Source organism: Haemophilus sp. SZY H8 (assembly GCF_018829755.1).
GTDB lineage: Bacteria > Pseudomonadota > Gammaproteobacteria > Enterobacterales > Pasteurellaceae > Haemophilus > Haemophilus haemolyticus_K.
Map to the genome: position 1 here is coordinate 239,569 of NZ_JAHKJY010000003.1, position 23,778 is coordinate 263,346.

Sequence of the window (23,778 nt, forward strand, 5' to 3'; positions counted from 1 at the left end):
AAACTGATCACTTTATTTACCAATATGATTGATTCTACAAGCTTAGGTTTTCTCGTCAATATTCAATAAAATAAAAGCGGGATATTTTACAATATCCCGCTCACACTCAATTACAGTCCTAGATTACCAATAAGCACGTAAACCTACAACAGTTTTATAATCGTGCGCTTTGCTAGTTTCTACACCATTTTCTTGAGTTTTGGTTCGTGTTGCTTGCCATTCAACAAATGGTTTAACCTTAATAGAACCTTGTTTATATACGTAGTACTCGGTTCCCACCATAAATTGATTTTTAGTTTTTTCTGTACGAGAACCAGTATGATCCTTATCTGTTTTATATGCATACATCGCATATACATTTAAATCATTATTATAAGTCCATGGATTATTGAATTTTTGAAGAACGATTGTACGAATTTCATTCTTGGTATTTTTGTTATCATAACCACCTTTATGGTTAGTAACTTGACGTTCAAGATCAATACCATAAGTTGTATTTACAAATGTATAAGATGCACCTAAAGAATAAGCATTTGTTGCAAATGAATTATTAGCATTTGTATTCGCAGAAATTTCACGCGTAAAGCCTGCACCAAAACTTACACTTTGAATATCATTAATTTTGTGCTCGTAAATAGAACCTACACCCCAAACATTTTTACGAGGATTTTTTAAATCTAGATTAGTATCACCACGTTTGCTAGCTCCACCGTAGTAAATACCTGCTCTTACTTTATCACCATTTCCATATTCTGAAGTATAAGTATATTGAGTTGCACGACGAGCTGCACTATCTAATAAACCATCAGATAAGCTATAAGTATTAGCTAAATCTGTACGTTTTACTTCATCAGTGATAGTTGGCATATTACCATAAGTTAATTCACTAAATTGTTTCTCCGCATGCTTATAACCAAAACCTGCATAAAGGATACGCGTATACAGATGATCAAAATCATGTTGAGAATCAGCTTCTCCACGTAAACGCCACTCAACACGACCTAAAGCATAGAAATCATCAGTTAATTTTTGTTTCACTTTGAAACCAAAACGTGAACCATTATTAGAAACAGCATGATTAATATGATCTTTTTTCTGACTAGGTGTACTACCATAAGTATCTGTGGTATGAGAGGTACTTTCCCATTTCACACGTAAAGAGCCATTGAAATCAATATCTGTACCAGTTTCTTGAATTTGGAATTTGTAAGCTTGTGCAGAACTTGCAGCCAATGCAGCTACTGTTAAAGCGAGAAGTGTTTTTTTCATCATTTGCTTTCCTTGTTTTGTTAAGAGTTAAAAAATAAATATATTTAAAATATATTGAACTTTTCCAAGTCTACTCACCACATTAGAAATAATCAAGCAGATTTATAAATTCAATATCAAATTATTACGTAAAAAATATGTATAAAAAAACCATTAAAATACAACTTTTCATCAGTCTCATATCGACTGCTTAGATTTCTTTCGCTATAATCAGGCGTCTTATTTTATTTAACAAACGTGTTCGGTGTGGATTTTTACCGAGTGCAAATTAATTGAGGTAACAAATGTCATTAAATATTGAAACAACTCAAGGTTTAGAACGCCGTGTAGCGATCACCGTTCCAGCTGAAACTGTATCTAAAGCAGTTCGTGAAGAATTTAAACGTGCATCAAAAAATGTTCGTGTAGATGGTTTCCGTAAAGGCCATGTACCTGCTCATATTATCGAACAACGTTTCGGTGCATCAATCCGTCAAGATGTATTAAACGATTTATTACCACGTCATTTTTTTGATGCTGTGATTGCAGAAAAGATTAATATTGCAGGTCGTCCAACTTTTGGTATTGAAACTTTTGAAGAAGGTAAAGATCTAGTTTTTACAGCAACTTTTGAAGTTTATCCAGAAGTTAAATTACAAGGTTTAGAGAATATTAAAGTTGAAAAACCAACTGTTGAAATCACAGAAGCTGATATTGATAAAATGGTTGATGTGTTACGTAAACAACAAGCGACTTGGGCAGAAACTGACTCTGCAGCAAAAGCAGATGATCGCGTAACTATTGATTTTGTTGGTTCTGTAGATGGCGAAGAGTTTGAAGGCGGTAAAGCATCTGACTTCGTATTATTTATGGGACAAGGTCGTATGATTCCTGGTTTTGAAGAGGGTATCGTAGGCCATAAAGCAGGTGAGCAATTTGATATTAATGTAACTTTCCCTGCTGAATACCATGCAGAAAACTTAAAAGGTAAGGTGGCAAAATTTGCAATTACCTTGAAAAAAGTAGAAAACATGGTGTTACCTGAGTTAACAGATGAGTTTGTTGCTAAGTTCGGTCCGAATACTAAATCTGTTGCAGATTTACGTGTAGAAATTCGTAAGAATATGGAACGTGAATTGAAAAATGCATTAGTTTCACGTGTTAAACAACAAGTAATCAATGGCTTAATTGAACAAAATCCAATTGAAGTTCCAGCTTCTGCAGTAGAAGAAGAAATTAATGTATTACGCAATCAAGCTGCTCAACGTTTTGGTGGTAATGCACAACAAGCTGCACAGTTACCACGTGAATTATTTGAAGCGGAGGCAACTCGTCGCGTTCAAGTAGGTTTATTATTCTCTGAAGTGATTAAATCTAATGAATTAAAAGCTGATGAAGAACGTGCTAAAGCAATGATTGCAGATATTGCATCAGCTTACGAGCAACCAGCTGAGGTTGTTGAATACTATAGTAAAAACGAAGAGTTAATGAACAATATTCGTAATGTAGTATTAGAAGAACAAGCGGTGGATGCAGTACTTGCTAAAGCTCAAGTTACTGAAAAAGTTTCTTCGTTTGATGAAATTATGAATCCACAAGCATAATGATTAATTAATATCGTTATGATTGAATAAAAGTGCGGTCGCTCTTTTTAACAAAAGCGACCGCATTTTTATTTGTAGATTATTTAGAGTAAAATAATTAGCAATTTTAGAGAAAAAGGTAAGAAAATGAGTGTAATTCCTATGGTTGTTGAACAGACTTCGCGTGGCGAGCGTTCATACGACATTTATTCCCGTTTATTAAAAGAGCGTGTAATCTTCCTAAGTGGTGAAGTGGAAGATCGTATGGCAAATCTCATTGTGGCTCAGCTGCTTTTTTTAGAGTCTGAAGATCCAACTAAAGATATCAATATCTATATCAACTCTCCCGGTGGTTCTGTGACTGCAGGTATGGCTATTTACGACACAATGCAATTTATTAAGCCAGATATTCGTACACTTTGTATCGGTCAGGCATGCTCAATGGGCGCATTCTTGCTTGCTGGCGGAACCGCAGGAAAACGAGCTGCGTTACCAAATGCGCGTGTGATGATTCACCAACCGTTGGGCGGTTTCCGTGGTCAAGCATCGGATATTCAAATTCATGCACAAGAAATTTTGAAAATTAAACACACCTTAAACGATCGTCTAGCATTCCATACTGGGCAAAGTATCGAACGAATTGAGAAAGATACAGATCGCGATAACTTTATGTCAGCTGAAGAAGCAAAAGCGTATGGTTTAGTTGATGAAGTTTTAATTAAACGTTAAGGAAACACATGTCAGACAAAGATAAAGATTTACATTGCTCTTTTTGCGGAAAAGAAAAAGGCGAAGTAGATAAATTAATTGCTGGTACAGACGGCTATATTTGTAATGAGTGTATTGAACTTTGTCATTCAATGCTTGAAGAAAGTAATGATGAAAGTGTAGACGAAAGTGCGGCAGACAATGAGGAGAAATTACCAACTCCTCACGAAATTCGTGCTCATCTAGATGATTATGTTATTGGCCAAGATTATGCGAAAAAAGTGCTTTCTGTCGCAGTTTACAATCATTATAAACGCTTACGAACTAATCATGAAAATAACGATGTTGAGCTCGGTAAAAGTAATATCTTGCTTATTGGACCAACGGGTAGTGGTAAAACATTGCTTGCTCAAACATTAGCTCGTCGCTTAAATGTGCCGTTTGCGATGGCTGACGCGACAACATTGACTGAGGCTGGCTACGTGGGTGAAGATGTAGAAAATGTCTTACAAAAGCTTTTACAAAACTGTGAGTATAATACTGAAAAAGCGGAGCAAGGCATTATCTATATTGATGAAATTGATAAAATTAGCCGTAAATCGGAAGGCGCATCAATTACTCGAGATGTATCTGGCGAAGGTGTACAACAAGCATTGTTAAAACTCATTGAAGGTACTGTAGCGTCTATTCCACCTCAAGGCGGACGTAAACATCCGCAGCAAGAAATGGTGAAATTGGATACGTCAAAAATTCTCTTTATCTGCGGCGGCGCATTTGCGGGATTGGATAAAATTATCAGTAAACGTACACAAACAAGTACGAGTATCGGTTTTAGTGCGAAAGTAGAAAAGGATGAAGAAGAAAAGTCTCTTTCTGAATTATTTCGCCAAGTAGAACCTGATGATTTAATGAAGTTTGGTTTAATTCCGGAATTTATTGGGCGTTTACCAATGATTTCTCCACTAAGTGAATTAGATGAAGAGGCCCTTGTGCAAATTCTTACACAGCCTAAAAATGCCTTAACTAAACAATATCAAGCTTTATTTGGACTTGAAAATGTGGAATTAGAATTCACTCCAGAAGCTTTAAAAGCAATGGCGAAGAAAGCGCTTGAAAGAAAAACAGGCGCGCGTGGGTTACGTTCTATTGTCGAGGCGGTATTGCTTGATACGATGTATGATTTACCATCTATCGAAAATTTACGTAAAGTAGTCGTGGATGAAAGCACTATCGTAGATAATACTGCTCCAAAATTAGAATATCATTCTTAATAGAAAAGTGCGGTTGTTTTTCCCTATATTTTCTATTTTGCTTGATGATTTTCAATAGGCAAGGAGAAAAGAAAATGCTACAATCTCACGTTCTTATAACTTTATTCTTATTTTCCTAAGTAAATAACGGATTCAATTTATGGCAACTGAAATTGTTGATAAAAAGAAAAATGTATCAGAGACGGTGGTAGAAGATAAATCTAAAGGATTAAATACCCTTCTTTGGATTTTAGTCGCAGTCTTTTTTGCGGCAGCTGCAATTGGTAATGTTTATTTCCAAAAAGTATATTCATTACCTATTCGTGTAGTGGGTGTCGTTATTGCATTAGTGATTGCTTTTGCATTTGCTGCAATTACTAATCAAGGTACAAAAGCTCGTACATTCTTTAAAGATTCAAAAATAGAAGCGCAAAAAGTGGTATGGCCAAGTCGCCAAGAAGCGCGTCAAACTACATTAATCGTAATTGGGGTAACAATCATTGCATCCTTATTTTTCTGGGCGACAGATTCGATTATTGTCACAGTAATTAATTTCTTAACTGATTTGAGATTCTAAAATGACTGAAGAAACAACTGTATCAAAAAAACGTTGGTATGTATTACAGGCGTTTTCTGGTTTTGAAAGCCGAGTGGCTTTAACTTTGCGTGAATACATTAAACAGCAACAAATGGAAGACCAATTTGGTGAAGTGTTAGTTCCAACTGAAGAAGTCGTTGAGAATGTTGCAGGTAAACGTCGTAAAAGCGAACGTAAATTTTTCCCAGGCTATGTCCTTGTTGAAATGGAAATGAATGATGATACTTGGCACTTAGTAAAAAGTGTGCCCCGTGTCATGGGATTCATTGGCGGTACACCTGATAAACCTGCGCCAATTTCTAAACGTGAAGCAGATGCTATTCTAAATCGATTAGAACAAAGCTCAGATAAACCACGCCATCGTAATGAGTATCACCCTGGTGAAGAAGTTCGAGTCACTGAAGGTCCATTCGCAGACTTTAACGGAACAGTAGAAGAAGTAGATTATGAAAAAGGTCGCTTAAAAGTCTCAGTATCTATCTTTGGTCGCGCAACACCTGTTGAACTTGAATTTAGTCAAGTAGAAAAAATACATTAATTACATATAAAAAACCCTGCTAATTAAGCGGGGTTTTTCTTCATATCTGATAAAACTAACATAAAACTAATTTTGTTTTCTTATCGTGTAAATAATCGGTAACACTATTAGGGACCTTATCCGTAAACAAATATTCTACATCACTTAATTCGCCCAATCGAACAATCGCTTGGCGCGTAAATTTAGAGTGATCGGTCACCAATAAGGTCTGACGTGAACTTTCAATAATCGCTCGTTTTACTTGTACTTCGTGGTAATCATAATCCAATAGTGAACCATCTGCATCGATCGCGCTAATCCCTAAAATACCAAAATCTAGGCGAAATTGAGAAATAAAATTCACCGTAGCTTCGCCAATAATGCCACCATCCATTCGCAATGATCCGCCTGCCATGACAATATCAAAACTTTCATTTTGGCGTAAAAGATGAGCGGCATTCAGATTGTTCGTCACAATTCTGAGTTTTTCGTGTCCAAGCAAGGCATTGGCGACAGCCTCAGGCGTCGTACCAATATCAATAAACAAAGATGCGCCGTTAGGAATCAACTTTGCGACTTCCTGTGCAATATTATTTTTTTGTAATGAAAAGAATTGCTTACGATCCACGTAATCAGAATTTTCTGCAGAAGATGGCGATGCCGCACCACCGTGATGGCGGCGAATTAAATCTAACTCCGCCAAAATATTCAAATCACGGCGAATCGTTTGAGGGCTAACATCTAAGGCAGCAACCAATTCTTCCGTGCTTAAATAGCCGGATTGTTCCACCAGTTTAATAATTTGTTGATGCCGTAACGACTGCTTCATAGAGAATCCTTTATCCAAATTGAACACACCTACTGTAGCGAATTTTTACGTAATTTGCTATCGATAAATCCCCAAATCAAGCCGACAATCAAGCCTGAAATATGCGCTGCATTTCCCATTTCAACACCAAATAAGGGGCTAATAAAACCTAATGCGATCCCCACCAATAACATGGTGAAAAAACCTTCTGGCAGATCAAATAAATGATGATTCAATTTATCACGTATAAATACATAACCTAGAACCGCATAGACAACACCAGAAAGTCCAAAGAAAGCGGGGCCCGACACATAATTTTGCACATACCCTGTTATGGCAGATGCTACAACATACAACATCAATAATTTAACCGAGCCAAAAGTGCGCTCAATCATTCCACCAAAAATAAAAAACCAAGACAAATTAAACAAAATATGCAAATTAGATAAATGTACCAATGTATGTGAGATATAACGCCAAGCTTCGCTATCTTGCTCTTCGTAAGCGGGGTAATGCATCAAATACATAATATCGTCTTCAAAACCCAGCTGTTGGGCAATATAAATAAGTGCACAAAGTGCGGTGAGAATTAGCGTGATTTTTCCTTGTTGAGCTAAAAAGTTTTTCATTCGTGATCTCGTGCTTCTGCGCAAATTTAAAAATTGGATTTCGCATTAAAAGTCATTGTTTCCCCTGTAATAGGATGGGTAATCGTCAATTCTTCTGCGTGCAAGCATAATCTTGGCGACATAGCTTTAGCCTGTGGATGAGAATAAAATTTATCGCCTAGAATGGGATGCCCCAATGCTAACATGTGCAAGCGTAATTGATGAGATCGGCCTGTCACGGGCGTCAGTTTCACGCGAGTACTATTATTGGACAAACGTGCTAAAACTTCGAATTTTGTGACCGCTCTTTTTCCTAAAACAAAATCCAAACGTTGGCGAGGTCGATTTTCCCAATCACAAATCATCGGCAAATTTACCTCGCCATAATCTTTCTCCAAATGCCCCCAAACAATCGCTTGATAATGTTTTTTCGGTTCACGTTGGCGAAATTGACGTTTTAATTCACGATCCGCCGCCTTACTTAAAGCAAACACAATGATGCCGCTCGTGGCCATATCCAAACGATGAGCTGGCTCACAAAAGCCGAATTTTTCTTTTACTCGACTCATTGCACTATCGTAATATTGTGGTTGATTGCCCGGCACAGAAAGCAAACCGCTAGGTTTGTTCACCACGCACAAATGATTATCTTGATAAATAATCTCTAAATAAGGTTCAAGAGGCGGATTATATTCAATCAATGCCATTTTTATTCCTTGTTCGTCACAATAACACGCAGGCAATCCAAACGCCAATTTGCTTTAGAAAGCTCGTCCAGTGATTGTGTTCGTTGTTGTTCCAAAATATCAATTTCGCTTTGACGAATATTTTTATTTACCGCTCGCAAAGCCTGTAAACGGTTAATTTCTGCGCTTAATTGTTGATCTGCTTGATTTTTAGCTTCAGCAATAATCGGTTCTGCCAAGGATTTTACCAGTTGATCGCCTCGTGTAATCAAGGCTTCAATGTTGCTCCGTGCCATTTTCACCATTTGATTGGCAATATTTTTACCAAGTGGTTTCAATTTGCTATGCAATGTTTCAAAGGCAACCTGCTCACCAATGTTATTTCCTTTGTTATCAAGCAGCAGACGAATAGGCGTTGGCGGCAAGAAACGATTGAGCTGTAACCCTTTTGGCGATTGGCTTTCCACCACGTAAATTAATTCAATTAATAAGGTTCCAGCGGGCAGTTGTTTATTTACAAGCAATGCCATTGCAGCTTTGCCAATATCACCTGAAGCAACAAGATCAATACCTTGACGAATCATAGGATGATCCCAAGTCAAGAATTCCATTTCTTCGCGAGCAAGGGCAAGTTCTCGATCAAAGGTGACCGTCACACCTTCTTCTTTTAAACCCGGAAAATCGGGCACAAGCATTGTCCCAGTTGGACTAATTACAATACTATTAGCCCCAAGATCTTCTTGCTCTACGCCAATAATATCAAATAATTTTAAAGCAAAATTCACAAGCTCAGGCGAATTATCTTCATCAGCAATTTGATCCGCTAACGCTTGAGCCTGCTCACCGCCATGAGAATTTAGCTCTAATAAACGATCACGACCTTTTTCTAACTCAATCTTGAGTTTTTCTCGCGCGGTTTTAGTTTGTTTTAATAATTCAGAAAATTCATTCTCTGAAAGTGCGGTAGAATTTGACCGCACTTTTTCCAACTCATCAGAAAACTGGGCAAATAATGCCATTCCCATTGGACAAGTTTGTTCAAAAGCATTCAGCCCCTCATTGTACCAACGCGCTAAACAACTTTGAGGCGAATCTTTCACACAAGGCACATAAATTTGCACATCACGTTTTTGTCCAATACGGTCTAATCGGCCAATACATTGTTCCAATAAATCAGGATTTGTCGGTAAATCAAATAACACTAAATTTGCCGCAAATTGAAAATTACGCCCTTCCGAGCCAATACTCGAGCTCAGTAAAACCTGTGCGCCGTTTTCTAAATCCGCAAAATACCCTGCGGCTCTATCTCGTTCAATAATCGACATTTTTTCGTGGAACACTGCGGCACGAATCGCCTCACGTTCACGTAAAATTTGTTCTAACTGAATCGCCGTGGCCGCAGTCTGACAAATCACAAAAATTTTTTCATCGCGATGGAGTTTGAGGAAATCAATCAGCCAATCAATTTTATCATTCTCTTCCGAGAGTGTAATTTGGTGGTAAACACGGTGCGGAAAACCTTTCACGCCTTGACGTGTATTGCGGAACAGCATTCGCCCAGTGCCGTGACGATCAATTAAGGATTGGATCAGTTCCTGACGGGCACGCTGTTGTTCTTCATCATTATTTGATGCAATCGCGTTAAAAAGTGGCTCGACATCTTGTTCAAGCAACAAATCAGAAATATGATTTTTTTCTACCGCACTTAATGCCTTATTTGCCAGCAAAGATTCAACAGCGTTAACCACAGGTTGATAGTGTTCCTGCTCTTTCACAAAGGTTTGATAATCAAAGAAACGTTCTGGATCCAGTAAGCGCAAACGAGCAAAATGACTTTCTTGCCCAAGTTGCTCTGGAGTTGCAGTAAGTAACAAGACAGAGGGAATAATACGAGCAAGCTGTTCAACTAATAAATAAGCTACACTCGGTGAAGATTCTGACCACACGAGGTGATGTGCCTCATCCACAATTAAACAGTCAAATTGAGCATCAAGCGCCTGCTCTACTCGGTTTGGATGAGTTGCTAACCAATTCAGCGAACAGATAATTAAGCTTTCAGTTGTAAATGGATTAACGGCATCAAGATCAAAATCGTTGCAACGTTCTTCATCAAAAAGTGAAAAATGCAAATTAAAACGACGAAGCATTTCCACCAGCCATTGATGTTGCAACGTTTCTGGCACGATAATAAGAACACGTTGCACTTTCTCAGCAAAAAGTTGATTCTGCAAAATCATTCCAGCTTCAATGGTTTTCCCTAAACCAACCTCATCCGCCAATAACACACGAGGATTAACTCGATTACCGACTTCAGCTGCAATATGAAGCTGATGAGGAATTAAACCCGCACGCGTTCCACGCAAACCACGCAATGGCGATTTAAATTGTGCTTGCTGATGACAAAGCGTGCGATAACGCAATGCAAAATGACTGCTGCGATCAATTTGCGCTGAAAACAAACGATCTTTCGCTTGGCTAAAAGAAATAATCGGTGAAATATCACGTTCTTGCACAATGACATCTTCACCTTGTGGATTTTTAACTAAATAAAAGAGTAAACCGTTCATATTTTGAACGTCTAAAATCTCACCTTGCCAACCAGCTTGATGAGATAATGTTTCACCTTTACTAAATACAATTCGGCTTAAAGGCGCTTGTGCAGCAGCATATATACGCGTTTCATCCGCAGCAGGGAAATAAATCGCGACAGTTCTTTGATCTAATGCGGTAATGATACCTAATCCTAAAGCGTTTTCACTTTCACTCAACCAGCGCTGACCAATAGCAAAGGGCATAATAATTCTCTTTCTGATTTATATTGATAAAATTTGGGGGCGTATTGTAGCTTGCTTAAATAGCAAAAGAAATTAATAAAAGAGAATAAAAGAGAATAAAAAACGGATTGAAGAAATAAATGGCACGCCCTAAAGGATTCGAACCTTTGACCCACGCCTTAGAAGGGCGTTGCTCTATCCAGCTGAGCTAAGGGCGCATTCAAAGGATTTCTTTTGTACAGAATTTCAAGACAATATAAAAGAAGTGGTCGGCGAGATAGGATTTGAACCTACGACCCACTGGTCCCAAACCAGTTGCGCTACCAAGCTGCGCTACTCGCCGATAAACTGAATTAATTATAGATTTGTTTTGATACCAGTCAATGACTTTTTTTATTTTTTAAGCTAATTGCTCAAAATTATTTCAATTTAGGAAATGTCACTATTTCCCGTTGTAAAAAATTCATTGTCCGTTAGAATAGCAAACGTTTTCTCTCTTTTCATATAAAAGGACAACTAAATGACGGCACAAATCATCTCTGGTACTACCCTTTCAAAAAAAATCAAATCTGATGTTGCCTCTGAGATTGAACATTATATTGCTCAAGGTAAACGTGCACCAGGGCTTGCAGTCATTCTCGTTGGGGCAGATCCTGCATCACAAATTTATGTAGGAAGTAAACGTAAAAGCTGTGAAGAAATCGGCATACTTTCCCAATCTTATGATTTACCAGAAACAACTACACAAGCCGAATTATTAGCCCTCATCGATAAACTCAATAACGACAAAACAATTGATGGTATCTTAGTACAACTCCCCTTACCTCAACAAATCAATGCAGAAGCTATTATTGAACATATTGATCCGAAAAAAGACGTGGATGGCTTCCATCCTTATAATGTAGGAAGATTGTGTCAACGAATTCCAACATTACGAGCCTGCACACCTTATGGTGTAATGAAACTATTAGAAACAACAGGCATTGATTTACATGGCAAACACGCGGTAATTGTAGGTGCATCCAATATTGTCGGCCGCCCAATGTCTTTAGAATTATTATTAGCAGGTGCAACCGTCACTGTGACTCATCGATTCACTAAAGATTTGGAAAGTCATGTTCGCCAAGCTGATATACTTGTCGTTGCAGTGGGTAAGCCGAATTTAATTCCTGGCGATTGGATCAAAGAAAGTGCGGTTGTCATTGATGTCGGAATTAATCGTGTAGATGGAAAATTAGTAGGCGATGTAGAGTTTGACAAAGCAGCTGAAAAAGCGGCATATATTACCCCTGTTCCAGGTGGAGTTGGGCCAATGACCGTTGCAATGTTAATGAGCAATACACTTTATGCCTATAAAAAAACATTAACGCAATAAAATTCAAAAGCAAGGTTAACTTTAACCTTGCTCACCAATGTGAATGAAATCATTTCTTATCAGTCAGGGACAATATTATTCCATTGCAATCTAAAACAAGCGTATGAATATTCAATAATCGATTAATTAATTCGCCTAGGAACTTTCCAACATTCTAATTGCTGAAGCAATCGTATTTGAATTCTATTTGTTCAAAATTTGTGCTTTAATTTACCGATCTTTATAAAAATAAAACAAGAGATCGCAATTTTATAGCAAAATGATAAAAATTTAAAAATAAGTAAGGATGTAAAAATGTTTAATTATGCAATGTTCGATCGATATGAAGGATTAATTTTTGATATGGATGGAACCCTCATTGATACTATGCCTGTTCACGCAAAAGCATGGAGAATGGTGGGAAAACAATTTGGCTACGAATTTGACAGTCAAATCATGTATAACTTAGGTGGGGCAACCGTAAGAACCATTGCAGAGGAAATGATGAAATCGGCTAATATGCCACTTGAGCGCCTTGATGAAGTTATTACAGCAAAACGTGCTTTATCTTATCAGCTCATTCCATCACAATCCACCTTGCTTCCTACATTTGATATTGTAAAACATTTCTATCAGAAAAAACCGATTGCACTAGGCTCGGGCTCTCATCGAAAAATTATTGATATGTTGATAGATAAACTTGATATTGCCTCTTATTTTAATGCCATTGTCAGTGCAGACGATGTAAAAGCGCATAAACCTCATCCAGAAACTTTTTTACGTTGTGCAGAGCTGATCAAGATTAATCCTACAAACTGTATTGTTTTTGAAGATGCAGACTTGGGTGTAAAAGCAGGTTTAAGTGCCGGAATAGATGTTTTTGATATTCGTACTCAACAAATTATAACCACAAAATGATGGAATGGTTATTAGGATTACTCACCGATTTTTGGCAAACTCATGCCTTATGGTTAATGTTTGCAAGTGCATTTCTAAGTGCGACGGTATTACCAGGTAATTCAGAGATAATATTTATTGTATTAGCTATCCCCAAATTAGCGTTAGGAACTTGGCTAAGTACGGATATTTTTTTACTTCTTTTTATGGCAACACTAGGTAATGGGCTAGGTAGCTTAACTACTTATGGAATAGGGCGCTGGCTTCCTCAATTTAGGCCAAAAAATCACCGCACTTTATGGGTTATGAAGCAACTTCAACGTTATGGTTCACTCACCTTACTATTAAGTTGGCTACCTATAGTAGGCGATTTATTTTGCGCCCTAGCGGGCTGGCTTAGATTGAACTTTATCGCGAGCTGTTTTTTTATTTTTCTTGGAAAACTGGTACGTTATGTCGCGTTATTGTTTCTCAGTGTACCTTTCTTATTATAAAATGGACAAAAGAAAAGCCCCGCAAGAATACGGGGCAAATAACCTAAGGAACCAATTTTATTAAAACAACTGCAAGTTGCTTGTTCTATCAGACAAGCCCATCTGGAAAAAGTTCACATAAATTAAAAAAATTCCAAAAAATAAAATCTAACAAAAAATACAAAGAAAAAAGCCCCGCAAGAATACGGGGCAAATAACCTAAGGAACCAATTTTATTAAAACAACTGCAAGTTGCTCGTCTTATAGGACAAAGACCTTGCTATAAAGTTCATAAAAAAATTGTAAAAAAATGAACATTCATTCAAATAATTCTTAATCAACTGATTTATAAGGAAAATTTATGCCATTACTTGATAGTTTTAAAGTAGACCACACTAAAATGAATGCCCCTGCCGTGCGTGTGGCTAAAACAATGCGTACACCTAAAGGTGATGATATTACTATTTTTGACTTACGTTTCTGCATTCCCAATAAAGAAATCCTCCCTCCAAAAGGAATCCACACTCTAGAACACTTATTTGCAGGTTTTATGCGTGATCACTTAAATAACGAAGATGTTGAAATTATTGATATTTCACCTATGGGATGTCGAACCGGTTTTTATATGTCTCTCATCGGCACACCAGACGAACAACAAGTCGCTAACGCTTGGTTAGCATCAATGCACGATATTTTAAATGTACAAGATCAAACCAAAATTCCGGAATTAAACATTTATCAATGTGGCACATATACAGAGCACTCTTTAGAAGAAGCACATGAAATCGCAAAAAATGTGATTGCTCGTCGTGTTGGTATTAATAAAAACGAAGATTTAACATTAGATAATGCATTATTAAAATAGGAGAAATAATGACAACACTTGGTACCGCATTAACACCTAATGCAACAAAAGTGATGCTATTGGGATCGGGGGAACTTGGTAAAGAAGTAGTAATTGAACTACAACGATTAGGCGTAGAAGTAATTGCAGTGGATCGCTATGAAAATGCCCCAGCACAACAAGTTGCACACCGTGCCTATACACTCTCAATGTTGGATGGTGAAGCATTAAAAACACTTGTAAAACAAGAACAACCTGACTACATCGTGCCAGAAGTAGAAGCAATTGCAACAGCAACACTGGTGGAATTAGAGCAAGAGGGTTTTAACGTGGTACCTACCGCCAAAGCCACACAACTTACTATGAATCGTGAGGGGATTCGCCGACTGGCCTCAGAAGAACTTAAGTTACCCACCTCGCCTTACCAATTTGTAGATAATTTTACTGATTTCCAAAATGCGGTAGAAAAAATTGGCATTCCCTGTGTCGTGAAACCAATCATGTCATCTTCTGGTCATGGGCAAAGTATTTTAAGATCTAAAGACGATATTCAAAAAGCATGGGATTATGCACAAGAAGGTGGCCGTGCTGGTGCAGGAAGAATAATTGTAGAAGGGTTTGTAAAATTCGATTATGAAATTACGCTTTTAACCGTTCGTCATATCAATGGTACAAGCTTCTTAGCACCAATTGGCCATCGCCAAGAAGAAGGTGATTATCGAGAATCATGGCAACCACAAGTGATGTCGGATATTGCATTGGAAAAAGCGCAATCGATTGCGGAGAAAATTACAAGTGCACTAGGTGGACGAGGCATCTTTGGCGTAGAAATGTTTGTGTGTGGAGATAATGTCATTTTTAACGAAGTCTCACCACGCCCACATGATACAGGCATGGTCACGCTTATTTCTCAAGAGCTTTCAGAATTTGCCTTACACGCAAGAGCCATTTTAGGTTTACCTATTCCAGAGATTACTTTAATTAGTCCATCCGCATCTAAAGCTATTGTTGTAGAAGGGAAATCAAAGAATGTAAAATTTGGTGCGATTGATAAAGTGCTTGCTGAACCCCATACGAATATTCGTTTATTTGGTAAAAGTGAGGTTAATGGCCACCGACGTTTAGGCGTGTTATTAGCACGAGACGTTTCCGTAGAAAAAGCGCTAGAAAAGGTAAATCAAGCTTATCAAAAATTAGAAATTACACTCTAATATTTCCCATACTCACTGACGCAAGCCTTTCAGCTTGCGTCTATCTTATAGAAGATTTTATATATTAAGCCAAAATGTCACTGGACCATCGTTTGTTAAACTCACTTGCATATCCGCTGCAAATTGCCCTGTTGAAACAGGTAATTTCTCACCGCACTTTTGGATAAAGTATTCATATAATTCATTAGCCAATGCTGGAGGCGCACCTTTTGAAAAGCTTGGACGCAAACCTTTTTGTGTATCCGCCGCTAATGTAAATTGAGAAACAATAAGTAATTCACCTTGTGCTTGTTGAACATTTAAGTTCATTTTGTCATTTTCATCACTGAAAATTCGATAATTAAGCACTTTCTCAGCAAGTTTATCCGCTTTCTCTTGGTTATCTTCTTTTTCTATACCAAGCAAAACCAGTAAACCTTTGCCAATTTGTCCTATTGTTTCACCGTTTACATCAACTTTCGCTTGAGACACACGCTGAATTAAAGCAATCATTTTAATCCCTCGATAAAGCTCGGTAACCATGCTTCAGCATAGCCTTCTTGATCATCCACGTTTAAAACATCAATTTTTAAAGTCTCGCAAATTTTTACCGCACTTTTTTCTTGGAGAGTTTGCTCCACTTTGTCCGCAGCATAGCAAAACGTATCATAATCAGAATTACCTAATCCAACGACCGCAAAGCGAACATCTGAAAAATCGCTTTGATTTTTAGCTAATTCATCAAATAGAGGTTTTAAATTATCTGGCAACTCGCCTGCACCATGAGTTGAAGTCACAACAAGCCAAATTTTTTCATTTTCGATATCGGATAAACTTGGTCCGTGAAAAAGAGCGGTGGAAAAACCTTGAGTTTCTAAAACATCGTTTAAATGTTCGGCAACATATTCTGCACCACCTAAAGTGCTGCCAGAGAGAATGCAAATGTGCATTTGATTATCCTGTATTTATTTTCTTCCCTCATTCGAGGGAAAAGCAAAAAGAATATTTCTGAAATGATTAAAATAAAAAGGCTTAGATTTTCTAAGCCTTTTGTTACGATTAAACGTTATCAAATTTGCCAAGCAATGAACGAATATGTTCTTGCCAGTTGCGGTGTTCGTTTTTCAGTTGCTCATTTTCAGTTTGTAAACTTTCGATATTTCTTTGAGATTCTGCGTTTTTCTCTTTTAATTCTTCAACTTCTAATTGAAGCAATTGGATGGTTTCTACCGCTTGTTTAATTTTTTCTTCAAGCTGGTCTAAAATTTCTAAAGACATAATGATTTCCTTTTAAATATGGGTAAGTTTGAGAGTATTTTACCCAGTAAATTTGCCTTTTTAAAGCGTTGGAGAAAAAATTATTATGCGTTCAATAACGTAATGATAAAATCACACCGTTTTTATGGCTAAAAGTCAAAGGAGAATAAAATGAACGCTGCCCTAGCAATTGAATTTTCACGTGTAACAGAAATGGCCGCATTAGCTGCTCATACATGGTTTGGGCGGGGAGATAAAAATGCGGCTGATGATTCTGCAGTAAAAGCTATGCGTTATATGCTAAATTTAATCGATATGGATGCTGAAATCGTGATTGGCGAAGGTGAAATTGATGAAGCACCAATGCTTTATATTGGTGAAAAAGTCGGTTCTGGCATGGGAGAATTAGTTTCTATCGCCGTTGATCCTATTGATGGCACGCGTATGACCGCAATGGGTCAGTCTAATGCTATTTCCGTCTTGGCAGCTGGCGGCAGAAATACCTTTTTAAAAGCACCCGATATGTATATGGAAAAATTGGTGGTAGGCCCAAATGTTAAAGGCATGATTGATTTAACTTTACCACTGGAACAAAATCTTCGCTGTGTCGCATCTACGCTAGGAAAATCCCTTTCTGATCTCACCGTAATGGTATTAGCAAAACCACGCCATGATGCGGTAATTAAACAAATGCATAACTTGGGCGTGAGAGTAATGGCAATTCCTGATGGTGATGTAGCAGGTTCCGTATTGTGCTGTTTGCCTGATGCCGAAGTCGATCTTCTTTACGGAATCGGTGGTGCGCCAGAAGGCGTGGCAGCTGCCGCAGCAATTCGTGCATTAGGTGGCGATATGCAAGCTCGTTTACTTCCTCGTAACGAAGTAAAAGGTGATACGGAAGAAAATAAAAAAATTGCTGCTGATGAAATTCAGCGTTGTGAAGCATTAGACGTAAAAATCAATGAAGTGTTAAAACTTGAAGATCTTGTGCGTGATGACAACCTTGTATTTACCGCAACGGGTATCACCCATGGTGATTTGCTAAAAGGTATCTCTCGCAAGGGTAATTTAGCTTTTACAGAAACCCTCTTAATCTGTGGTCAATCATGTGCAATCCAAAAAATACAATCAATTCATGACTTAGCTCGTAAAGATTCTGAAATTTATAAGATTTTGAATATTTAGTTATCTACAACAAGTGCGGTGAAATTTCACCGCACTTTTGTGTTGCTTAGCTTACCATTCGTAGCCTACACCAACGGAGCTTACCACATCGCCTTGCGTATTTGTGCTTCCGCTTAAGCGGAACAACACTTTACCGTTGTCACTAGAGCGGCTATATCCCACTGCGATAGCATTTTGTCCTTTGAAGTTTCCTGCCCCCGCAGAAACCATAGACTTACCATTACCTCGCACTTGTGGTAATCCAGCTATTGCAGCAGAGCCCGCAATCCCCGCTTTCAACATTTTATTATGTTGAGTAACTTTTTGATTAATAGCTTCGACAACAGAATAAAGTTGAGAGCCGTTAATCGCATCCGTTGATGTACTGGTAATACGACCTGCTGCAACGTGCGTAATTTGACGCTCTTTACCTTCGGCACCTACGCTGACAGTTGATGTTGGATTTGTACCAGCAAATCGATAAGTGGTGCCTTGAATAGTGATGCTTTCTACAGGCATTGGTTTACTTGGCGCAGATTCATTACCTAATACTACAGCACCATCAAAGCCTGCATCAACAGTGACATTATTGCCTAACACCATCACATTATGTGATGCAACTTTATTCCCCGCACCAATCGCTACAGAATTATTACCCGTCACCTCATTTTTAGTACCGATAGCAATTGAGTTTGTACCGCTCGCAAAGGATTCTTTCCCTGCAGCAATTGAGTTTTCACCGGTCTTACCGAGGATACTTGTTAGTTTTTCCTCCAGTTTTTTTAATTCTTTTTCTTTTTCTGCTCGCTCTTTTTCAAGCTTTTCTTTTTCAGCTTGTTTATCTGCAAGTTCTTCTTGTCTTCGTTTTAACTCATCTGAATTATTTGAATCCGAAGCTGATTGTAGTTTTTCAACTTGAGATTTAAGATCATTGATTTCTTCTTCCATCTTCTCAAATTTTATTTGAGCGTCATCTAAGGCTTTTTGGGCTTTTTCAGATGCTTCTGTTATTCCCTTAACAACTTCATTGTATGGGTCATAAAGTTTTAATTTTTTAGCCCAATCAGTTAATTCTTTTGCTGTCTCGTCAGCATATTCATTCCATAATTTCTTGGTAGATTCCTTAAATTTAAATTCAATATTTTCATAATAATTTTTAGAATCGTTTTTTAGCTTAGAGATTTCTTCATATAAACTGTTTCGTTTACCTCTATTTTCTGGAGTTGGGTCAGCGATTGACTTATCATAAACAGCTATATAGTCTGAAATTTTCTTAGCAAAACTTTCCACATCTTCAAGTTGCTTAAGAAAGTCTTTTTTATCAAAAAGCCATTTTTCTTCAGGTGCTTCACGATCAATTAGATTATCAAAGTCATTATAAAATGTATTTACCCATTCTCTTAAACGATCTACATCCTGAGGGGTGTTATTTTCTTCTCCATTAAAAAATTTATCAAAAAATGTTTTTGTTTGACCATAGTAAAGATAATACTTTGTTTTCTCAGCTTCTGTGTTAAAGCGATGTTCAACTTTATGATTATCCTCACTGTCGTTCATGTCATCAAAATCACTTGGATTATAATGGTGTCTAGTTAATAAAAAATTACTGTGATTTACTTGATCATCACTAGCTTTTATTGGTGGAAGATAAAATACAGTATTCGCTACGTAATTTGGTTTGTAATAATTATCAGTATGTATTTTATTAAGCTTATAAGCTTTACTTAAATCACTTATGATATTATTCCCATTTATTATATTTAGTAGGGTAGAAAATTGTACATAACGATCTTGTTTTTGGGATGAGAAAAAGTCATCTGTAATTCGGCTTGGTATATTATCGATACTTGTAATTTTTACAGGGTCTACAGAAGTGACATTTCTTAGTAAATCTGTAATGCCATCATGATCAGAGGTGTATGAACTTAGATCTCTTCCAGCTCCGTAGTAAAATAAGTATTGTTGATTTCTAGATCTAATCGTATCTTCTATCTTTTTTTTGTTATATTCAAATGATCCTCTAGCGTTATCATATCCATTAACTATAACTTCATATTTATCTATACCAAATTTTTTAAGTTCAGAAACATTAGGGTAATCAGCCTCAACTCGCTCTTTTAGGTCTTTTGCTAGTTTTTGTACCCCAGTTGTTCCGGCAGAGTTATCCGAAAGTTTATTCCAATCAAGTTCTTTAAGTTGTTTCTGGAATTTTATCGAAACATTTTCATCCTCTGAATAGATTGAAGGATAATGACTAGCGTATTCTTTAGCCTCTTCCCGCTCTTTGTCTAATTTGGCTAATTCTTTTTGTTTATTGGCCAAATCATTCTTCAGCGAAGTAACTTGATTTTTTTTATCGTTAGATTGTTTGATTAAATCTGTTATTTCATTAATTTTTTTATTTAGATCTTCAGTAGCTTTATTGTTAGTTTCAATTTTTTTATTTATATCAGAAAGGTTATTTTCCTCTTTGCTTTTATCTGCAATCGTTTGCTTTCTTTCGTTTAATTTTTCATCAAATTCTTTGCGAGAAATATTCCCACCTGTTGCAACAGAATCATTACCCTGCGCCAAGCCATTTGTAGCCGTCACAGTATTATTATAACCAGTTGCAACGCCATGATCGCCAGTGACAATATTCCCTTCACCCGTTGTGGACGGGGCAGAATAGGCAAGATTAGAAGATAAAGGCAATGTAAAGAGCAATAAGGCTACTGAGCTTTTTGCTGTAGTAAGAATTGTATGTTTTTTCAAAATATTCTCCTCAATCCTTGAACTATTTAAAATCAATAATCGATTTGAAATTATACATTTCTGGGATTCTACATACTTATAAAAAATATTCATTTTGTGATCTTGCTCATATTTTTTATTTTATTTTGAGTAAAAAAACAACCAATGAGTCATCGATATAACAGCACGTGATATCCTTGAACACAGCAGAATAATCAAATTCATTTCTCTCTTAATAGCTAAAAGAGTCTAGAATTTATAAGACTTTGAATATTTAGTTAGGACAAACAAAAGTGCGGTGAAAATTCACCGCACTTTTAAGAGGTATGTTTAGTAAGATACTACCAGCTATAATGATAAACCGCTTGAATTGCATAAGGTTTGTCGAAGTTTTTACCGTCAGCACGGCTTACTTCTAAACCAAAACGATGATTTGCAAATCCAGCATTTAAACCGACCGCACTTTCAAAACGTCCACGGCTGCTTGCGACATCAAGCGCGCTGTTTGTGTAATGAATTTTACTGCTACGGTTTTTGCTAGTAATCGCATTTACTTCTGCATAAGGTTGTAAATTCCAACCATTACTTAATGCAAAGCCTTTCGCTACACGTAAACCAATTCGAGAATAAACAGAAGATAAGCTATCTTCATTCTCTTGTGATGAAATATGTGTCCACGCTAATTGTGCTTGCGGGGTAATTGTCCAATCATTCGCAAGGCTAAAGCGTTTACCTAATTCACTCGAAATGGTATAAGCGTTGTAATGGCGTTTTTCAGTGTGATCTGAGTTAGCGTGTAAACGGCTGTATTTCACGATGTTATCTACATAAATACCGTTATCTGCAAGGTAAGCTGCATATAAGCCCACGCTATTGCTTCTTACTTTGCCATCACCGTAATAACCACTGAAATCAACGTTAGCTTGGCTACGGCCCACAAATCCACCGACACGAAGATTATCTGTTACAGCAGCATCAGCGCCCACTTGTAAGCTATGTACGTTTTGTTTAAAGCCAGAAGTTTTACTCTCACCTGTCGATAGTGCGGCTAATTTTTGGCGAGAACTTACATTACGAACCCATACATTACCTTTTTCACCGTTTTTCATTTCGCCTAGACGTTGATAAATGCCACTTAAATCATCTTCCACTAAAAGCAATTGTGCTTGGCGAAGAGAAACTTGTGCATTTGCTAAGTCTGAAAGTAATGGTGTACTTGGTAGAACTGGAGCTGCAGATGGTACTACCGGATTACTTGGAGTCACCACAGGGTTACTTGGAGTCACTACAGTATTACTTGGAGTTACCACAGGATTACTTGGAGTCACCACAGGATTACTTGGAGTCACCACAGGATTACTTGGAGCCACAACAGGGTTGCTTGGAGTCACTACAGTATTACTTGGAGTTACCACTGGTTTGCTTGGAGTCACCACAGGGCTGCTTGGAGTCACCACAGGGTTGCTTGGAGTCACCACAGGGTTGCTTGGAGTCACCACAGGGTTGCTTGGAGTTACCATAGAATTACTTGGTGTAACTACATTTTTAGAGTTCGCTAATACCCAATTGTTTCCCTCTTTTGTTAGGAAGTATTGATAAGCACCTAAATCTACTCGATTATTCGTATTAGTTAAGTTAAATGACGCATTACCACCATTGGTTTCTACAAGTGTCACTTTTCCGTTAGCAACATTTGCCCCTTGGTTAGTTACACCAATTTTATGATTACCTTCAGCAGTGCCTTTAACAACGATTTTATCGCTTTTGTTTTCAGCAATATTAGTATTGAGGTTAAATGTGCTGGAACCAGTGAGGTTATCTTTAATAGTTAATGTTTTATACTCAGAAGTCGGGGTAAATGTGATTTCAGAATTGTTTGCATATAAATTATTCAATGAGCTTGATTTATTGAAGCTCCATTGGCTATTAGACATAGACAAATTAATTTCATTTTTTACGGGCCAATCTGGATTTTCAAGAATTGCGCCAGTTAGTTTGGAGTTTTTACTTGCAGTAAGGTTTAGATGATAGACTCCAGCTGGTGTAGAATTAGATGCATCATCCTCATCTTCTGCTTCAAGAGGGAAGTTTTTATCATTAAGCGAGATTAATGCTTGAGTAGCATTTAATGTTGTATTTTCTAAATTAATTTTAACTAACTGCTCATCGCCCAATGGGAATGCGAGTAAACCATAACCTGCGTTACTTTCCGAATTTGTTAGTGTTATTGCTTGCGATCCGCTATCTGATGTGGTGAATAAGCCACTTTTATTGTTAAGAGTTACATTTAAACCATTAGCTATAACCGTCTGAGCCGCATTCTCATCATTTGTACCGATGTCAAAAGCAAATTGCATATCTTGATTTCCAGTAATTTGTACATTACTGATATTTGCTATATCTTCTGCACCATATAATGCGTAGGCAATATCATTCTTTCCATTCATCTTGATACTATGATTGGATGAATTGATAACAGAGGTCTTTTGAGATTCAATTGCGCTAGAACCATCGTTATTTATTTCAATATCAGCTTCTGTATTAATTTTGCCACCACGAGATTCAATCGCTGAGTTGCCACTTAAATCACCATAAGCATCAGTTATATTGTGAATTTGTGCGTAATTTTTCTCAACAATGAGTTTTGAGCCTTTTTCTAAAGTAGCAACTGCCCCCGATATATCTAAAAGTGAACTTGAAGGGTAGTCTTCTTTAAGTGTGGCATTTACACCAGATTTAATAGTAAGTTGATTATTTCTATCAGTAAGGTCAAAAATACCAAATAGTGAATCACTAGAGGCTAGTGGTTGTCCTCCATGCATACTAGTTCCGATATCAGTTTTAGCGATATTTTGGTAGTTTCCTGGTGTAATAGTTACATTAATTGCATCACTAATTGATGTTTGTTGGTTTTTGTTGAAAGTCCAATTAGGTGATGCACCCCAAGAATACTGACATCCTGTTGAGTTTGAGCAAGTTAGATCTGTTGCCCATGCCGAATTAACTAATCCTAACGCCACAGCCACCAAACTCACTTTAAAAGTGCGGTTAAAAATTTTATTATTTTTCATATGAATTCCTTTGGA

Annotated in this window: 21 protein-coding genes and 2 tRNA genes; 11 read left to right on the forward strand and 12 right to left on the reverse strand. The window is 37.3% G+C overall.

Features of this window, described 5'->3' with window-relative positions:
- Positions 1-123: 123 nt before the first annotated feature.
- Complete coding sequence (locus KKW16_RS06595) at positions 124-1,269, reverse strand: porin (RefSeq protein WP_111407854.1); 1,146 nt, start codon at positions 1,267-1,269, stop codon at positions 124-126.
- 284 nt (positions 1,270-1,553) lie between these two features.
- On the opposite strand from KKW16_RS06595, the gene tig reads away from it, so the two are divergent.
- The 5 genes from tig (at position 1,554) to nusG (ending at position 5,925) form a co-directional block, all read left to right on the forward strand.
- The gene (tig, locus tag KKW16_RS06600) at positions 1,554-2,852 is read left to right on the forward strand and encodes a trigger factor (RefSeq protein WP_111407796.1); all 1,299 of its coding nucleotides are present in this window, start codon (positions 1,554-1,556) and stop codon (positions 2,850-2,852) included.
- A gap of 96 nt (positions 2,853-2,948) precedes the next feature.
- The gene (gene clpP / locus KKW16_RS06605) at positions 2,949-3,560 is read left to right on the forward strand and encodes an ATP-dependent Clp endopeptidase proteolytic subunit ClpP (RefSeq protein ID WP_258182720.1); all 612 of its coding nucleotides are present in this window, start codon (positions 2,949-2,951) and stop codon (positions 3,558-3,560) included.
- An 8-nt stretch (positions 3,561-3,568) separates the two neighbouring features.
- Positions 3,569-4,810, forward strand: coding sequence for an ATP-dependent protease ATP-binding subunit ClpX (clpX, locus tag KKW16_RS06610; RefSeq protein WP_048953307.1), 1,242 nt, complete (start codon positions 3,569-3,571; stop codon positions 4,808-4,810).
- A 139-nt stretch (positions 4,811-4,949) separates the two neighbouring features.
- A complete protein-coding gene (gene secE, locus KKW16_RS06615) occupies positions 4,950-5,366 on the forward strand; it encodes a preprotein translocase subunit SecE (protein WP_111407797.1) in 417 nt (138 codons plus the stop codon).
- Between the two features lies 1 nt (position 5,367).
- Positions 5,368-5,925, forward strand: a complete 558-nt coding sequence (nusG, locus tag KKW16_RS06620) for a transcription termination/antitermination protein NusG (RefSeq protein WP_048953309.1) — start codon at positions 5,368-5,370, stop codon at positions 5,923-5,925.
- Positions 5,926-5,980: 55 nt separating this feature from the next.
- On the opposite strand, the gene KKW16_RS06625 is transcribed toward nusG, so the two are convergent.
- From KKW16_RS06625 to KKW16_RS06650, 6 genes are all read right to left on the reverse strand, one after another.
- Positions 5,981-6,733, reverse strand: coding sequence for a DeoR/GlpR family transcriptional regulator (locus KKW16_RS06625; protein WP_048953310.1), 753 nt, complete (start codon positions 6,731-6,733; stop codon positions 5,981-5,983).
- A gap of 29 nt (positions 6,734-6,762) precedes the next feature.
- Complete coding sequence (locus tag KKW16_RS06630; protein ID WP_106013737.1) at positions 6,763-7,341, reverse strand: rhomboid family intramembrane serine protease; 579 nt, start codon at positions 7,339-7,341, stop codon at positions 6,763-6,765.
- Positions 7,342-7,367: 26 nt separating this feature from the next.
- Positions 7,368-8,027 (reverse strand): bifunctional tRNA pseudouridine(32) synthase/23S rRNA pseudouridine(746) synthase RluA, encoded by a 660-nt coding sequence (rluA, locus tag KKW16_RS06635; protein ID WP_106013739.1) that lies wholly within the window; start codon positions 8,025-8,027, stop codon positions 7,368-7,370.
- 2 nt (positions 8,028-8,029) lie between these two features.
- Positions 8,030-10,801, reverse strand: a complete 2,772-nt coding sequence (gene rapA / locus KKW16_RS06640) for an RNA polymerase-associated protein RapA (RefSeq protein WP_215768085.1) — start codon at positions 10,799-10,801, stop codon at positions 8,030-8,032.
- Positions 10,802-10,921: 120 nt separating this feature from the next.
- A tRNA-Arg gene (locus KKW16_RS06645) sits at positions 10,922-10,998 on the reverse strand.
- A 48-nt stretch (positions 10,999-11,046) separates the two neighbouring features.
- Positions 11,047-11,123 (reverse strand) — tRNA-Pro (locus KKW16_RS06650).
- A gap of 177 nt (positions 11,124-11,300) precedes the next feature.
- Here KKW16_RS06650 and folD point away from each other — a divergent pair.
- The 5 genes from folD to purT all read left to right on the forward strand — a co-directional run bounded on the left by folD (position 11,301) and on the right by purT (position 15,559).
- The gene (gene folD / locus KKW16_RS06655) at positions 11,301-12,155 is read left to right on the forward strand and encodes a bifunctional methylenetetrahydrofolate dehydrogenase/methenyltetrahydrofolate cyclohydrolase FolD (RefSeq protein ID WP_048953314.1); all 855 of its coding nucleotides are present in this window, start codon (positions 11,301-11,303) and stop codon (positions 12,153-12,155) included.
- A 294-nt stretch (positions 12,156-12,449) separates the two neighbouring features.
- Entirely contained in the window at positions 12,450-13,052 is a 603-nt protein-coding gene (locus tag KKW16_RS06660) for a beta-phosphoglucomutase family hydrolase (RefSeq protein WP_215768086.1), read from the forward strand.
- Positions 13,052-13,525: a YqaA family protein gene (locus KKW16_RS06665; RefSeq protein ID WP_140586674.1), complete on the forward strand. Its 474-nt coding sequence runs from the start codon at positions 13,052-13,054 to the stop codon at positions 13,523-13,525. Before KKW16_RS06660 ends, KKW16_RS06665 begins: the two co-directional genes overlap by 1 nt.
- Positions 13,526-13,865: 340 nt before the next feature.
- Entirely contained in the window at positions 13,866-14,369 is a 504-nt protein-coding gene (gene luxS, locus KKW16_RS06670) for an S-ribosylhomocysteine lyase (RefSeq protein WP_065265494.1), read from the forward strand.
- 8 nt (positions 14,370-14,377) lie between these two features.
- Positions 14,378-15,559, forward strand: coding sequence for a formate-dependent phosphoribosylglycinamide formyltransferase (gene purT, locus KKW16_RS06675; protein ID WP_215768087.1), 1,182 nt, complete (start codon positions 14,378-14,380; stop codon positions 15,557-15,559).
- A 57-nt stretch (positions 15,560-15,616) separates the two neighbouring features.
- On the opposite strand, the gene dtd is transcribed toward purT, so the two are convergent.
- The 3 genes from dtd to KKW16_RS06690 form a co-directional block, all read right to left on the reverse strand.
- Positions 15,617-16,051, reverse strand: coding sequence for a D-aminoacyl-tRNA deacylase (gene dtd, locus KKW16_RS06680; protein WP_215768088.1), 435 nt, complete (start codon positions 16,049-16,051; stop codon positions 15,617-15,619).
- Positions 16,048-16,488, reverse strand: coding sequence for an FMN-binding protein MioC (gene mioC, locus KKW16_RS06685; RefSeq protein WP_048953319.1), 441 nt, complete (start codon positions 16,486-16,488; stop codon positions 16,048-16,050). Before mioC ends, dtd begins: the two co-directional genes overlap by 4 nt.
- A 109-nt stretch (positions 16,489-16,597) precedes the next feature.
- Entirely contained in the window at positions 16,598-16,816 is a 219-nt protein-coding gene (locus KKW16_RS06690; RefSeq protein WP_046949384.1) for a cell division protein ZapB, read from the reverse strand.
- 150 nt (positions 16,817-16,966) lie between these two features.
- On the opposite strand from KKW16_RS06690, the gene glpX reads away from it, so the two are divergent.
- Complete coding sequence (glpX, locus tag KKW16_RS06695) at positions 16,967-17,980, forward strand: class II fructose-bisphosphatase (RefSeq protein ID WP_215768089.1); 1,014 nt, start codon at positions 16,967-16,969, stop codon at positions 17,978-17,980.
- Between the two features lie 51 nt (positions 17,981-18,031).
- On the opposite strand, the gene KKW16_RS06700 is transcribed toward glpX, so the two are convergent.
- Entirely contained in the window at positions 18,032-20,713 is a 2,682-nt protein-coding gene (locus tag KKW16_RS06700; protein WP_215768090.1) for a YadA-like family protein, read from the reverse strand.
- Positions 20,714-21,033: 320 nt separating this feature from the next.
- Positions 21,034-23,763, reverse strand: coding sequence for an autotransporter outer membrane beta-barrel domain-containing protein (locus tag KKW16_RS06705; RefSeq protein ID WP_215768091.1), 2,730 nt, complete (start codon positions 23,761-23,763; stop codon positions 21,034-21,036).
- Positions 23,764-23,778 lie beyond the last annotated feature (15 nt).

Excerpts from the sequence above, each read along its gene's own strand:
- KKW16_RS06595 (WP_111407854.1), bottom strand. The coding sequence starts at position 1,269 with ATGAAAAAAACACTTCTCGCTTTAACAGTAGCTGCATTGGCTGCAAGT.
- tig (WP_111407796.1), top strand. The coding sequence starts at position 1,554 with ATGTCATTAAATATTGAAACAACTCAAGGTTTAGAACGCCGTGTAGCG.
- clpX (WP_048953307.1), top strand. The coding sequence starts at position 3,569 with ATGTCAGACAAAGATAAAGATTTACATTGCTCTTTTTGCGGAAAAGAA.
- secE (WP_111407797.1), top strand. The coding sequence starts at position 4,950 with ATGGCAACTGAAATTGTTGATAAAAAGAAAAATGTATCAGAGACGGTG.
- nusG (WP_048953309.1), top strand. The coding sequence starts at position 5,368 with ATGACTGAAGAAACAACTGTATCAAAAAAACGTTGGTATGTATTACAG.
- KKW16_RS06625 (WP_048953310.1), bottom strand. The coding sequence starts at position 6,733 with ATGAAGCAGTCGTTACGGCATCAACAAATTATTAAACTGGTGGAACAA.
- KKW16_RS06630 (WP_106013737.1), bottom strand. The coding sequence starts at position 7,341 with ATGAAAAACTTTTTAGCTCAACAAGGAAAAATCACGCTAATTCTCACC.
- rluA (WP_106013739.1), bottom strand. The coding sequence starts at position 8,027 with ATGGCATTGATTGAATATAATCCGCCTCTTGAACCTTATTTAGAGATT.
- rapA (WP_215768085.1), bottom strand. The coding sequence starts at position 10,801 with ATGCCCTTTGCTATTGGTCAGCGCTGGTTGAGTGAAAGTGAAAACGCT.
- folD (WP_048953314.1), top strand. The coding sequence starts at position 11,301 with ATGACGGCACAAATCATCTCTGGTACTACCCTTTCAAAAAAAATCAAA.
- KKW16_RS06660 (WP_215768086.1), top strand. The coding sequence starts at position 12,450 with ATGTTTAATTATGCAATGTTCGATCGATATGAAGGATTAATTTTTGAT.
- KKW16_RS06665 (WP_140586674.1), top strand. The coding sequence starts at position 13,052 with ATGGAATGGTTATTAGGATTACTCACCGATTTTTGGCAAACTCATGCC.
- luxS (WP_065265494.1), top strand. The coding sequence starts at position 13,866 with ATGCCATTACTTGATAGTTTTAAAGTAGACCACACTAAAATGAATGCC.
- purT (WP_215768087.1), top strand. The coding sequence starts at position 14,378 with ATGACAACACTTGGTACCGCATTAACACCTAATGCAACAAAAGTGATG.
- dtd (WP_215768088.1), bottom strand. The coding sequence starts at position 16,051 with ATGATTGCTTTAATTCAGCGTGTGTCTCAAGCGAAAGTTGATGTAAAC.
- mioC (WP_048953319.1), bottom strand. The coding sequence starts at position 16,488 with ATGCACATTTGCATTCTCTCTGGCAGCACTTTAGGTGGTGCAGAATAT.
- KKW16_RS06690 (WP_046949384.1), bottom strand. The coding sequence starts at position 16,816 with ATGTCTTTAGAAATTTTAGACCAGCTTGAAGAAAAAATTAAACAAGCG.
- glpX (WP_215768089.1), top strand. The coding sequence starts at position 16,967 with ATGAACGCTGCCCTAGCAATTGAATTTTCACGTGTAACAGAAATGGCC.
- KKW16_RS06705 (WP_215768091.1), bottom strand. The coding sequence starts at position 23,763 with ATGAAAAATAATAAAATTTTTAACCGCACTTTTAAAGTGAGTTTGGTG.